Source organism: Flavobacterium sp. CLA17 (assembly GCF_013112255.2).
In the GTDB taxonomy this organism is placed as follows: domain Bacteria; phylum Bacteroidota; class Bacteroidia; order Flavobacteriales; family Flavobacteriaceae; genus Flavobacterium; species Flavobacterium circumlabens.
In genome coordinates this window covers 579,523-592,400 of the sequence record NZ_CP068294.1, presented here as the reverse complement: position 1 = coordinate 592,400, position 12,878 = coordinate 579,523, and the positions used below count along the sequence as shown (strand labels likewise).

General features: G+C 36.4%; 11 protein-coding genes and 1 tRNA gene. 5 read left to right on the top strand and 7 right to left on the bottom strand.

The features are described 5' to 3' along the window. Nucleotides 1–88 precede the first annotated feature (88 nt). A complete protein-coding gene (pdxA, locus tag HAV12_RS02490; protein WP_171568322.1) occupies nt 89–1,138 on the bottom strand; it encodes a 4-hydroxythreonine-4-phosphate dehydrogenase PdxA in 1,050 nt (349 codons plus the stop codon). A 57-nt stretch (nt 1,139–1,195) separates the two neighbouring features. Between pdxA and HAV12_RS02485 the strand changes: the two genes are divergently transcribed. Continuing rightward, nucleotides 1,196–1,786 carry a riboflavin synthase gene (locus tag HAV12_RS02485; protein ID WP_132037303.1) on the top strand — a complete coding sequence of 197 codons (591 nt, stop codon included), beginning with the start codon at nt 1,196–1,198 and terminating at the stop codon, nt 1,784–1,786. A 33-nt stretch (nt 1,787–1,819) separates the two neighbouring features. Here the strand turns inward: HAV12_RS02485 and HAV12_RS02480 are convergent, their stop codons facing one another. The 5 genes from HAV12_RS02480 to HAV12_RS02460 form a co-directional block, all read right to left on the bottom strand. Further along, complete coding sequence (locus HAV12_RS02480) at nt 1,820–2,053, bottom strand: hypothetical protein (RefSeq protein ID WP_171568321.1); 234 nt, start codon at nt 2,051–2,053, stop codon at nt 1,820–1,822. A 401-nt stretch (nt 2,054–2,454) separates the two neighbouring features. Beyond that, nucleotides 2,455–2,528 (bottom strand) — tRNA-Ile (locus HAV12_RS02475). 146 nt (nt 2,529–2,674) lie between these two features. Beyond that, entirely contained in the window at nt 2,675–3,079 is a 405-nt protein-coding gene (gene mce / locus HAV12_RS02470) for a methylmalonyl-CoA epimerase (RefSeq protein WP_171568320.1), read from the bottom strand. Between the two features lie 20 nt (nt 3,080–3,099). Beyond that, on the bottom strand, nt 3,100–5,457 hold the full coding sequence (locus tag HAV12_RS02465) for a hypothetical protein (protein ID WP_171568319.1): 2,358 nt from the start codon (nt 5,455–5,457) through the stop codon (nt 3,100–3,102). Further along, nucleotides 5,417–6,421, bottom strand: coding sequence for a hypothetical protein (locus HAV12_RS02460; protein WP_240345224.1), 1,005 nt, complete (start codon nt 6,419–6,421; stop codon nt 5,417–5,419). The genes HAV12_RS02465 and HAV12_RS02460 overlap by 41 nt, the downstream gene beginning before the upstream one ends. Before the next feature lie 170 nt (nt 6,422–6,591). Here HAV12_RS02460 and HAV12_RS02455 point away from each other — a divergent pair, with 170 nt between their 5' ends. Together HAV12_RS02455 and HAV12_RS02450 are read left to right on the top strand one after the other, a co-directional pair. Next, on the top strand, nt 6,592–8,280 hold the full coding sequence (locus HAV12_RS02455; RefSeq protein WP_171568318.1) for an Ig-like domain-containing protein: 1,689 nt from the start codon (nt 6,592–6,594) through the stop codon (nt 8,278–8,280). A 9-nt stretch (nt 8,281–8,289) separates the two neighbouring features. Then, entirely contained in the window at nt 8,290–8,724 is a 435-nt protein-coding gene (locus tag HAV12_RS02450; RefSeq protein WP_171568317.1) for a cytochrome c oxidase assembly factor Coa1 family protein, read from the top strand. On the opposite strand, the gene HAV12_RS02445 is transcribed toward HAV12_RS02450, so the two are convergent. Then, on the bottom strand, nt 8,719–9,489 hold the full coding sequence (locus tag HAV12_RS02445; RefSeq protein WP_171568316.1) for a nitrilase family protein: 771 nt from the start codon (nt 9,487–9,489) through the stop codon (nt 8,719–8,721). The two genes, HAV12_RS02450 and HAV12_RS02445, sit on opposite strands and share 6 nt — an antisense overlap. 56 nt (nt 9,490–9,545) lie before the next feature. Here HAV12_RS02445 and HAV12_RS22975 point away from each other — a divergent pair, with 56 nt between their 5' ends. Together HAV12_RS22975 and HAV12_RS02440 are read left to right on the top strand one after the other, a co-directional pair. Continuing rightward, complete coding sequence (locus HAV12_RS22975; protein ID WP_255539501.1) at nt 9,546–9,668, top strand: hypothetical protein; 123 nt, start codon at nt 9,546–9,548, stop codon at nt 9,666–9,668. A 54-nt stretch (nt 9,669–9,722) separates the two neighbouring features. Further along, nucleotides 9,723–12,878 carry a SusC/RagA family TonB-linked outer membrane protein gene (locus HAV12_RS02440; RefSeq protein WP_171568315.1) on the top strand — a complete coding sequence of 1,052 codons (3,156 nt, stop codon included), beginning with the start codon at nt 9,723–9,725 and terminating at the stop codon, nt 12,876–12,878.

The following is a 12,878-nucleotide window of genomic DNA, read 5'->3' as shown; positions in this document are numbered from 1 at the left end:
AATCGCTATCTAAAACTCAGATACCTGAATTGGGGTGCAAAGATATAAAATTATTATAAAACTAATAATCTTATTCACCTTTTTTTGTTTATAACTGTTTTTCTTTTATTTTAAGAGGTTTTTGACTAATCTCCTCATACAGATTACGAGAGCGAAAAATATCAATTGCCAGATAAACGGCCTCCTTAAATGAATTATAATCTGCGATGTCTTTCCCAGCAATATCATAGGCTGTACCGTGATCCGGTGAAGTTCTGATCTTGTTTAAACCTGCTGTATAATTCACCCCTTTTCCGAATGATAATGTTTTAAAAGGAATAAGTCCCTGATCATGATAAGCTGCCATGACAGCATCATATTTTTCATATTGGCCGCTTCCAAAAAAGCCATCTGCCGGAAATGGACCAAAAACCATAGTTCCTTTTTCAAATATTTTTTTCAGGACAGGCTTTAGAATCAAATCATCTTCTTTGCCGATTACACCGCCATCTCCTGCATGTGGATTTAATCCCAAAACAGCGATTTTTGGCTTTACAATACTAAAATCCTCTATTAGGGACTTTCTTACCGTTTCTATTTTTCGCGTAATCAATTCTTCTGTCAAATGTGATGAAACTTCATTCAGAGGCACATGATCCGTAAGCAGACCCACCCTAAGATTATCCTGAACCATCATCATCAGCGCATTTCCTTCCAGTTCCTGATCGAGATAATCGGTATGTCCCGGAAATTTAAATTCTTCAGACTGAATATTATACTTATTTACAGGAGCAGTAACCAAAACATCAATGTGTCCCTCTTTTAAGGCTTTGGTTGCCGCCACAAAAGATTTTATGGCATACTCCCCCGTTTTTGCATCATTGACTCCAAAGTTAACATCAACACCTTCTTTCCAAAGATTAAAGACATTGACTTTTCCGGGCACAACCTGATCTAATTTATCCACTCCGTGAAACTGAATGGCAGAGGTAACACTTTTTTTTACGAACGAAAGTATTTTGGCATTTGCAAAAATAACCGGAGTACACAGTTCTAACATGCGGGAATCTTCGAATGTTTTCAGTATAACTTCGCTTCCAATACCGTTTAAATCTCCTATTGAAATTCCAACAATAATATTTTCTGCTTTTTTATTCATGTGCTCAGTTTATTTATTACTAATTTTGATGTGCAAATTTAGTAAAATAAAACAACAATGTTTACAGGAATTATAGAAACCCTAGGAAGGATTCACGAAATACAAAAAGAACAAAGCAACCTTCATGTCACCGTTGAATCTTCTTTCACTAATGAATTAAAAATTGATCAAAGCGTATCACATAACGGAATCTGCCTTACAGTTGTTGCTATAAAAGACAACTTTTATACCGTAACGGCAATTGATGAAACGATCCTAAAAACCAATATAGGCGACTGGAAAGTCAATGATATTGTAAATCTGGAAAGAGGAATGAAACTCGGAGATCGTCTTGACGGACATATTGTACAAGGCCACGTAGACCAGACAGGAACCTGTAGTAACATCCAGGAAGCCAACGGAAGCTGGAATTACACTTTCGAATACGACAAAAACTTAAATAACATCACTATAGAAAAAGGATCTATAACGGTAAACGGAGTAAGTCTTACGGTCGTAAATTCAAAAACAAATGAATTTAGCGTATCTATAATTCCTTATACTTTTGAAAATACCAATTTCAAAGATTTTAAAATCGGAACTAAAATTAATTTAGAATTTGATGTCGTAGGAAAATACATTTCCAGACTCTATTCTATAAACAAATAGTTACAAAATTCTATTAAAAAGAAAAGCTTCAGTTTAAACTGAAGCTTTTCTTTTTAAATTATATTGGTATAAAGTATAGGTTCCGAATAATAATGCAGCCATTATCAGAAGTGTTAAGCTCTGATCAATAGGAACACCAGGCGGTTTTGGTGTAGCTGCCGATTTAGCCATTACTGGCTTAGGAGGGGCATTAGTACCTGCAGTAACACTTGAAACACTAATCAAGGTTATAAAAAACACAAAAAAAATAGTTTTTGATATCTTCATAATTTTTAATTTGCTGAAAAACAGCATAATATATTATTAAAATCATTTTCCTTATTACAATTCTCACAAAAACAACGCTTTATGCTCAAATTCTTGACAAATGTATAAGATTTTCATTCAAATGCAAGTTTTAAAACAAAAAAAATAAAGTTTTAAAACAAAACACTTTAACGAAATCGTATTAGTTAAACATACGGCAATTTTACTTATTTGGTTTTGAAAAAAAATGCAGTTTCGGAAAATTTAATGAAAATTTAATCTGGTTGAAAAAGCTTCCATTGAAAGAAAATAAAATCAGCAGAATTTAAAAAGTACAAGATAACTTGATACCAAAATTTTCGTCCTGAAAATAAAAAAGCCTTACAAACAAAATGTTTATAAGGCTTCTGAAGAATTGACTGTGGTCCCACCTGGGCTCGAACCAGGGACCACCTGATTATGAGTCAGGTGCTCTAACCAGCTGAGCTATAGGACCGGTTTGAGGATGCAATATTACTACTATTTTTTATTCACTGCAAATATTTTACAGTATGATTTTCATTTAATTTCAAATAGGCCGGCGTATTTTCAAAAACCCAATTGATTTTCAACACCTTATTTAATGTGAGAAAAAGGATTTTTTTATTTAATTTCCTGACAAAGCTCCACCAAAACTCCATTTGTATTCTTTGGATGCAAAAAAACAACCAGTTTGTTATCGGCACCTCTTTTCGGAACTTCGTTTATCAATACAAAACCTTCGTTTTTCAGGCGGGTAATCTCCACCTGAATATCTTCAACATCAAAAGCGATGTGATGAATTCCTTCTCCTTTTTTCTCTAAAAATTTTGCAATCGGACTTTCCGGACTAGTTGCCATCAGCAGCTCGATTTTATTGGTTCCGGTTTGAAAAAACGAAGTCAGGACTCCTTCACTTTCGACCGATTCCATTTTGTAAGACGGAACGCCTAATAATTTTTCGAACAGCACATTGGCGTCGTCCATGTCTTTAACTGCAATTCCGATATGTTCTATTTTATTTACCATTTTTTCTAATTCAATTATAATTATTGACTCACATACGTATTGAAATAACCACATTCAGCAATTACGTCCTGATAGTATTTAGTATCCGAATATTCTTTTTTCAGGGTTTTAAAACCGTTCCAGGCAATAAAATTGATTTTATCGTCATCAGCTTCCCACCAATTTTTCAAATTGTTGTACTTGTTATTATAATAGGCATTGCGTTCGCATTTCGCTATCATGTAAATACATTTCGCCTTTTGTTCTTTTGTTGTGGCAGCCTCGAATGCTTTTTGATAATACATTTTTGGAATATCACAATTGGTGATCATCTTTTTCATGGAGTCCCTGAACGTATACGGACTGGAACCAGAACCTACAATGCTTGTTTCGTAAAAAGTCCTGCCGTTCCCAAAATGAGTGATATTATAGAAGGCATTCCCGAGCAGCAAACTATTGGTGTAAACATCCTCTTTCTGAGCGAGTTTATCCTGCATGGACTTTACGGTAGTTAGAAAATCAATTTGAGAATATTTCTTTTTCTGATACGCCACATGATCACAATCGTGACAATCTTTTATACTTCCGTTAAACGGATTCCCCAGAAATTGAGCATACTGAACAGAATCTGTTTGCTGTAAAAAAGCAATTGCTTCCGGAATTTTATTTTTGAAAGTCGCCTGAACCGCCTGAAAATTATTAATATCTTTTAATTTCAGACTATAGACTCCTGCACCAATATTCTCAATTTCCGTTTTATTAGGTTTGGCTAAAAATGCTTTCATATCCAATAAAACCTTTTCATTATCATAAAAAGCATTTCCGTCGTTCCAATAACTATAGCGGGATTCGCCAAATATCTCAGCCATGACCGGATTTCCTTTTTCCCGGTAAAGGGTCGACAAATAACTTCTGCTCCACGACACTGCATTTTGGTATCGAAATTCCTGTCCTTTATAGGTTTTTGGAAGTTCGTAATACAGCCAGTTCAGATCGGTCAGGATTGTCTTTTCGTTTTTATCGGTGAGTTTGTCAATTTTACTCAGGTTATTTACAAAACGAAGCAACCTCAACTGATACCCTGCCAATTCTGTTTTTGGCAGTATTTTTTCGGCTTTTTCAAAATTCTTGTCAGCATTTGCATAATCGCCTTTTAAAGTCTGTAAATATCCCAGCACTAAATCCCATACGTACGGACGCTCTGTATTTCCTGCAGCCGAAATTTTCGAAATTAAATCAAAAGCACTTTTATTCAGCTTAGCCAGGTTCTCCGATTTGTTCTCTGCAATGGTCTGCTGTTTCACCGGAATATTCTCTTCTGCCTTTTGCTGAAAAGAATTGTTGATTTCCTGCTCTTGTTTGTTTACCAATCGTGTGACCAGATAATTCAGATGTTCGCTTTTCGGATCTAATTCGTAAATCATCTCGATCGCTTGTTTCTCATCCTTATAATAGCCGTGAATGGCCCAAAGCGCGGCTTTTTCTTTATTGTTTTTGGCCATTGCCAGAGATTTATTCCAGTCTGCATCGTTTTGCGGATGAAAACTATACGCAGTCACCACTCGCATTGCAGGGCATTTATCAAACACCTGTGCATATAAATAATTGGAAACTGCATATTTTTTTTGCTTGTAATTGATTCCGGCCACATACGAAAGTGCCCTGTAATACAAGGTGTTTTTAGGAACTGAAGCCTCTGTTTTATTAAAAAACAAAACTGCCTTTTGCTTGTCATTACTGTAAAAACGCGCTTTTACGGTCAGGAACCAATATCTGTTTTTCAGGAAGGGATCGGAGGTTGTATTATAAACATTTTCAATAGACTGAATCAGCTTTGGATCATCGAATGTTTTCGCCACCACAGGATCATAACTCCAGTAATCATCACCGATAGAAACGGTTTCTATTTTTTGCGCCAGGTACAGAAATTCAATGAAATTTTTGATTTTATCGTCTTTCAGGCTGATTTTTTTACCCCATTTCAACGAAGTCTTATTTTCTTTTTTAGTTTTATAAAAAACATGAAGCTGTTCTATTTCGGGTTTATTTTCCGGGGTTTTGCCTCTGTCTTCATAAGAAGTTGGCTGATCCGGACCAATCAGGAAATAATTTACCGTTGCCGCAGCTGCTTTTCCTTTCAGATAAGTTTGCCAGTCTGTTTTTATATCTTCATTAAAACGGGAATTATGTTGTGTATCATAATCAATTCCGTAAAATATTCCGCCTGATAAAAAAAGTGGCGTATAGGATTTATCTGCAAATGTTTCCGGCGTAAAATTCGAATTGTAACCAAAATAATCCCAATCGTCTCCGCCTCCACAGGCATAAATTATTCCGTATGCAAAAAGTAAAGAGGCACTAGAAACAAGAAATAACTTGTTCAAAAATATTCTTTTCATAGTTTTTTAAATTGAATTCGTCTAAATCGTAAAATATAATTTCTTTTGGCTGTTGCACTATGTTCTCCTGCAGCTCTTCGCCCATTTGTTTTAAGTCTTCCGCCGTGATTGCCTCAATTTTCAGCAGGTCATTTTCTTCGTAAAAGATCCCGTTTTTATAATTGGAATGTTTGGCCTTAAAAAATACAGCACTCGTTTGTTCAAAATTTTTATCGTTCTTCAGTCCATTCACATTCATTTTTGAACGCAGGCCAATTACCTTTTGATTCCTGATATGAACGCCCCAGGAATAGACCGGCAAAGCAAAATCAAGAGGGAGCGGATAGTTTTTCAGACTCTTCAAATATCGTGCTGCGATTTTGGGATCGTATACCGAGTTTAGCGAATCAGGCGCAATTGAACCCATGTTGTAATACATCAAAACTCCGGAATCGACGTTTGGAATTTTTGTCTTTTTAAAATATTTCACCTGATGCAGCCGAATCGTAGCCGAAAGTTTCTTTTGTGAACGCTTTTTTAATTTTTCAATAAATTTCAGATAATTGTCTTTACTCGAAAGTGTCCAGTCACAATCGATCTGGATTTCCTGACAATCCATTTTGTTTTTTTTATTGATTTCGGCAATCAGTCGAAATGTTTTTTCAACCAGATCATCAATATCGAGATTCGGTTTTAACAGGACTTTATTTTTGATAAAAACAACCGGAACGACCGTAAAACGGCTCGCATTTTCCTGAAAACGAATGGGGGAAATCGGAATGGGCTCCTGATTCTGAGGATGTAAACCAATATCGAAATAACGAATATAAAGTTTACGGACATCATTGTCCTTTAAAACTTCTTTTTCTGTTTCGGATAATTTAAAAATGGTTTTCCAATAATAAAAAGAGACAACCGGCGCTTCTTTTTTACTACAGGACAGCAGCAAAAAAAACACGAAACCCACTATAATATTCTTTTTCAAAACCAGTTAAATTAAAAACAAAACCAAAAGTAAGAAATTATAACACATTTTCGGATCTGCAGGCAAAGAAACCGTGAAAGATAAAAACTGTAAATACTAATAAAGGCATAAAAAATTTCTATTAAAGCAAATATAATTGTTATTTTGTGGAATAAAATTCAAAACCTGTTATGTTGAAAAACACACTGAAATATATTTCATTTTTATTGTTGTTACTAATGATGAGCTGCGCCAAGAGGGGCAGTATTACTGGTGGATTAAAAGATACTCTTGCTCCGGTTCTGATCTCCAGTTCCCCTAAAAACCTTAGTACTGATTTTAAAGGAGATGAAATCACTTTGACATTTGATGAATATATAAAGCTTAAAAATATAAATAAGCAGCTGATTATTTCACCTCCAATGAAACATGAGCCGCTGATTACTCCAACAAATGTCAGCAGATTTATCACAATCAAACTGAGAGACACTTTACAGCCGAACACGACCTACAGCCTGAACTTTGGTCAGGGTATCACAGATAATAATGAAGGAAACGCCTACAACCAGTTCAAATATGTTTTCTCGACCGGATCTTACATCGACTCGCTTAGCCTTAACGGAAAAATCAAAGATGCTTACGAAAAAAATGTAGACAATTTTGTTTCGGTAATGCTTTATGAGGTGAATGACAAATTTAAAGATTCGGTTATTTACAAAGAAAACCCGAGATATATTACGAATACCTTAGACAGTATGAGAACTTTTAAATTTGAAAATTTAAAAGCCGGAAAATATCTTTTGCTTGCCTTAAAGGACAAGGGGAGCAACAATAAATTTAATCCGAAGGATGATAAAATCGGATTTCTTAAAAGTTACATCACTGTGCCCAACGACTCGGTTTTTGAGGTAGAATTATTTAAGGAAACCCTTCCGTTAAAAACCTTCAAACCCATACAGGCTTCCGGTAACAGATTGTTACTTCCGTATGAAGGCAAACAAAACTTTAAGAATTCGAAACCAAAAATTGTCCTGAAGAACAATACTGAAGTTCTCGAGACTATCGTAACCCAATTTCCGAAAAAAGATTCGTTACAGGTTTGGTATAAACCCCTAAAAGCCGACTCCTTATCTTTAGAAGTAGAAAGAGAAAGTTATAAAAAGAGGTTTACTGTTAAAATTAAAGACCAGAAAAAAGACACCTTAAACATAAAAGCCGTACAAAACGGAATTATCAATTTCAGGGACCGTTTCACTTTAGAGACCGAAACGCCTTTGGTGAAATTTGATAAATCTAAAATCAAATTAGTCAATAAAGATTCCGTAGCCGTAGATTTCACAACAGAGTACGATGAATTTGACCAAAAACTGTATGTTGATTTCAAGAAAGAGCCTTTAGAAAAATATCATTTTACCTTTTTTCCGGGCGCTTTAACGGATTTTTACGAAAAGGCAAACGATACGTTATCGTATAAGCTAACTACAAAAGAACTGGCGGATTACGGAAATTTAATATTGAATCTGAAAAATGTAAAACGTTTTCCTATAATTGTACAATTGACCAATAAAAAAGGAGATATCATATTGGCGGAGGATTATTCTGAAGGCGAGACCAAAATTGAATTCAATCTGATAGAGCCTAATGCGTTTACAATTCGCGTTATTTACGATGATAACAAAAACAAAATGTACGATCCCGGAAGTTTTCTGGAAAAAAGACTTGCCGAGGAAGTTTACTATTATCAGCAGGAATTTGATGTCCGAGCCAATTGGGACCGAAATGAAACAGTAGATTTAAGCATTCCTTTCAGCCCTGAAGTGGAGAAAAAACTGGAAGACAAAAAGAAAAAAGAGGACGCCAAGAAAAGGAAAGCTTTTTAAACCGTAAAAATGGATAATGATGTAGTTCAAAAAGAAAGCTGGATAAAGAAAAACTGGAAATGGTTTTCAGCGGGATGCCTTTTTGTACTGTTTATAGTTTCAATATCTGTAAATTCCGGAAAAGGGATTAGTGATATGGCTCAGGCCTATACAGAAAACTCACTTTATAAAAATGCAATACATCAGGCAAACTCAAATACCAGAATCCTTGAAGTTATGGGCGAAATCAAGCCAATTGATAAATTAGCCATTATAGAAGGAAATGCTTCCTATTCCAACAATAATAATTCTGTTGATTTATCTGTTAGAATAGAGGGTTCAAAAGGCAGAGGGAAATTAAATATTTCCGCTATCAAAAAAGGGACTGAATGGGAGTACAAAAAAATTACCGTTCGTACCAAAAACTCAAAAGAAGAAATTACAGTTTTAAAATCTGATTTATAGTATTTTAATTTCAAACTGATCCCTGTCACTTAAAAAATCCAGCTTTTTACGCGTTTCCAGCATTGGTTTTTTATCGATTTCAACTATAAAAACACCTTCGTTTTCCTGGGGATCCAAAACCGGATTTCCAAGAAAATCAATAACCTGCGAATGACCAATATGCTCATACTCATTCGCATCCAGTCCGACCCTGTTTACGGCGACTACATAACTCAGGTTTTCAATGGCACGCGCTTTCAGCAAAGCATCCCAGGCATTCGTGCGAACTTTCGGCCAATTGGCTACGTATAAAAGCAAGTCATAATTTTCTGCATTTCTTGCAAAAACAGGAAATCTTAAATCATAACAAATCTGAAGACAGATTTTCCAGTCTAAATACTCCACGATTACTTTCTGAGTTCCGGCCTCGTAGTACTTATCTTCTCCGGCCAGTGAAAACAAATGGCGTTTATTATACTGTTGTATTTGTCCATTCGGAAAAACAAACAGCATGCGGTTGTAATACTTCTCCTTTTCTGAAATAATGACACTGCCCGCAATGGCCATTTTTTTCTGCCTTGCCAAAGACTGCATCCAAAGCACCGTTTCTCCCTGCATGGTTTCGGCTACTTCGCTGGCATTCATGGTAAAACCAGTGGAAAACATTTCAGGAAGCACCACTAAATTCACTTCTGAATCGAGTTGATTTATTTTCGATTCGAAGTTATTTCTATTCTTAGAAGTGTCTTCCCAATAAAGATCGGATTGAATAAGTGCAATTTTCATACTTCAAAAATACGAATTTTCAGCCAAAATTTATTTTTGCAATACTAAAACACTTTATGCAAAAAAATCTCAAAATACCTTCAAAAACAGTACTTCTTTTGGAATTTAAAAATACTTCAGGAAAAAATATTGCAAAAAATATGCATTTTGTGCAAAAAAAACGCAAACGTGAAAAATAAATATTTATATTTGATCGCCAACAAAAACCAAAAAAACATGAAAACCAAAGAATTATGAAAACAAAGCTAATTTCATTCGTGCTTATGGGAGGGATAATCCTTTCCGCAAGCGCAAAAGAGACTGCAATTAAAAAGCCTCTTTTTGAACAAACAAGCAATCAGGTCGAAATTTCAGGTCAGGTATTAGGCCAGGATGACGGAATGCCAATTGCCGGAGCTACTATTTATGCGGAAAGCAATAATAAATTAGTAACAATCTCTGACGAAAACGGAAAATTTAAATTAAATGTTCCTGAAAACGAAGTCCACATTATTGTAACCTATATGGGCTACGAAACTTTATCATTTGCTTTAATTAAAACTACAAGTTTAACGATTAGACTAAAACCGGCAGAAAATGTTCTGGATCAGGTTGTAGTAACGGCACTTGGTGTTAAAAAAAGCAGTAAATCAATTGCATACGCAGTAACGGAACTTAAAGGAACAGAATTTACAAAGGCGAAAGAAACCAATATCGCCAATGCGCTGGTAGGTAAAATTGCCGGTGTAAATGTAAGCAGTACCTCAACGGGTCCAAACGGATCAACCCGCGTCGTGATTCGTGGTAATGGTTCCCTTAATGGAAATAACCAGCCGATGTATGTGGTTAATGATTTACCAATAGACAATACCCAGCTTAATTTACCGGGAATTGGTAACGGAGCGGGATCCACCAGAATCAATGTAGACCGAGGTGACGGAACTTCTGTCATCAACCCTGATGATATTAAAACCATTACGGTTCTTAAAGGGGGAACGGCAGCCGCGCTTTACGGTGCAAGTGCCGCCAATGGAGTTATTCTGATTCAGACCAAAAGAGGTGCCGCCCAAAAAGGTATTGGCGTAGACTATAATTCCTCCTTTACTTTCGAAACTCCGTCTATTACACCGGACTGGCAGTACGAATACGGTTCAGGCTCACTAGGTCAAAAACCAACCACACAAGCTGAAGCCATAGCTGCCGGACGTTGGTCCTGGGGAGCCAAAATGGATGGAACAGATGTGATTCAGTTTGACGGAGTGGCAAGACCTTACTCCCCTCAGAAAAACAATATTAAAAACTTTTACCAAACCGGAACGACTTATATAAACTCTATTGCTTTATCCGGAGGAACAGAAAAAGCAACCGGACGCCTTTCTTTCATGAACATGGACAATGAAGGCGTAGTACCTAATTCTGATTTTAATCGTAAAAGTGTCAACATTGCAACCAATGTCAATTTAACCAACTGGCTAAAATTTGATGTGGTGGCGCAGTACAACATTGATAAAGCAAACAACAGGGTAACCGTTTCTGATGCAGAAGCCAATCCGAACTGGGGAACGTATATGATTGCCAATACCGTTGACATCAGAAATCTTGATCCTGGCTATGATGCAAATGGTATTGAACAGGCATGGAATCCTGTTGCAGTGGCTACAAATCCTTATTATGTAATCAATAAAATAAAAAACAGCGATACCAAAAACCGTTTCATCGGAATGCTGAACGTAAAACTAAACTTCACACCGGACTTGTTCCTTCAGGGACGAATCGGACAGGATTACACGAATTATGATTTCTTCGGATATATTCCAAAAACAACTTTAAACAATCCGGTTGGATACGCACAAGGTTCGAAAGTAAAATTACAAAACCTGAATTCTGAAGCAATTCTTAATTACAGCAAGAAAAACATTTACGAGGATTTCTCTTTAAATGCTCTGGTTGGAGTCAATTCCCGCACGACTTTAAGAGACGAAACCAAAGTGGAAGGATCGAATTTTGTATTAGATGATTTCTATGCCTTAAGCAATTTATCTACCCTGACGTACACTTATCCCTACGGAAAAACCAAAACAAACTCCGTTTACGGTGCCGTAGATTTAGACTATAAAAACATCGTTTTCTTAAATTTGACAGGCCGTCAGGATTGGTTTTCTACTTTATCTAAAGAAAACAACACGGTATTTTATCCTTCGGTAGGAACCAGTATAATCCTTTCGGATATTATAAAAATGCCGGAATGGGTTTCTTTCACCAAACTAAGAACTTCATGGGCTCAGGTAGGTGGAGCCACTCCGGACCCTTATGCCCTGAACCCGTCTTATTCCATGATTCAGGGCGGACATAACGGACAACAATTACAGGGACCAACAAGTTCAAGAGTGCCAAATGCGACTTTAAGTCCGTTAACTTCTACCACATTTGAAGTGGGTACAGATTTAGGCTTTTTCAATAATCGCCTGAATCTTGATGTGGCCTGGTACAATCGTGCTACAACCAATGACATTGTTGAAACTACAATCTCTAACGCTTCAGGGGCAAACACAGCTTTATTGAATCTTGGAAAGATGAGAAATAAAGGAATTGAACTTTTGCTTAGCGGAAAAATAATCAACAATGCTAATTTCTCCTGGGAAGCCAGCTTCAACGGATCTTACAATGAAAATACGGTTGAAGCCCTTACCGAACAGCTAAACTCGATTACAATGGCAACTTCTGTAAATGGTTACGTTACGATTACCAGTGATGTTGGTCGTCCGTACAGTATTATAAAAGGATACAAACCCCGTAAAGATGCCAATGGCAATACGGTTTACAACGTAAGCGGCGGATCGGCCACTATCGCGCAAGGTCCTCTTGAGGAATTGGGTCAGGGAGTTCACCCGTGGTCAGCGGGTATTAGCAATGAATTTAAATACAAAGCTTTATCCTTCAGCTTTTTAATTGACGGAAAATTTGGCGGAAGCTTATATTCCGGAACCGATTTGTACGGAACCCGTATGGGATTAACCAAACTTACCCTGGAAGGTCGTGAAAACGGATTACCGATTTCCGGTGTAGATACGAACGGAAATCCGGTTAACATGGTTATTGCCCCCGAAAACCTGAGAACCTACTATGACGGATTAAGAAACATATCGTCAACCTTTGTTTATGATGCGAGTTTTGTAAAATTAAGACAGGTTATTTTTGGTTATCAATTGCCAATCGAAAAAATAAGAGGGTTATCCAAACTTCAGGGAGCTTCTGTTTCATTTGTGGCAAGAAACTTATTCATTCTTTACAAGAAAACACCAAACGTAGATCCGGAATCTGTATTTAGTGCCGGAAATGCTCAGGGTGTAGAACAATTCGGAGTACCAAAAACAAGAAGTTTTGGTTTAAGTTTAAACGTTAAATTTTAA

Coding starts and splice junctions, on each gene's coding strand:
- HAV12_RS02480 (WP_171568321.1), bottom strand. CDS start 2,053: ATGAAGATATCAAAAACTATTTTTTTTGTGTTTTTTATAACCTTGATT.
- HAV12_RS02450 (WP_171568317.1), top strand. CDS start 8,290: ATGGATAATGATGTAGTTCAAAAAGAAAGCTGGATAAAGAAAAACTGG.
- HAV12_RS02485 (WP_132037303.1), top strand. CDS start 1,196: ATGTTTACAGGAATTATAGAAACCCTAGGAAGGATTCACGAAATACAA.
- HAV12_RS02455 (WP_171568318.1), top strand. CDS start 6,592: ATGTTGAAAAACACACTGAAATATATTTCATTTTTATTGTTGTTACTA.
- HAV12_RS02465 (WP_171568319.1), bottom strand. CDS start 5,457: ATGAAAAGAATATTTTTGAACAAGTTATTTCTTGTTTCTAGTGCCTCT.
- HAV12_RS02445 (WP_171568316.1), bottom strand. CDS start 9,489: ATGAAAATTGCACTTATTCAATCCGATCTTTATTGGGAAGACACTTCT.
- pdxA (WP_171568322.1), bottom strand. CDS start 1,138: ATGAATAAAAAAGCAGAAAATATTATTGTTGGAATTTCAATAGGAGAT.
- HAV12_RS02440 (WP_171568315.1), top strand. CDS start 9,723: ATGAAAACAAAGCTAATTTCATTCGTGCTTATGGGAGGGATAATCCTT.
- mce (WP_171568320.1), bottom strand. CDS start 3,079: ATGGTAAATAAAATAGAACATATCGGAATTGCAGTTAAAGACATGGAC.
- HAV12_RS22975 (WP_255539501.1), top strand. CDS start 9,546: ATGCAAAAAAATCTCAAAATACCTTCAAAAACAGTACTTCTTTTGGAA.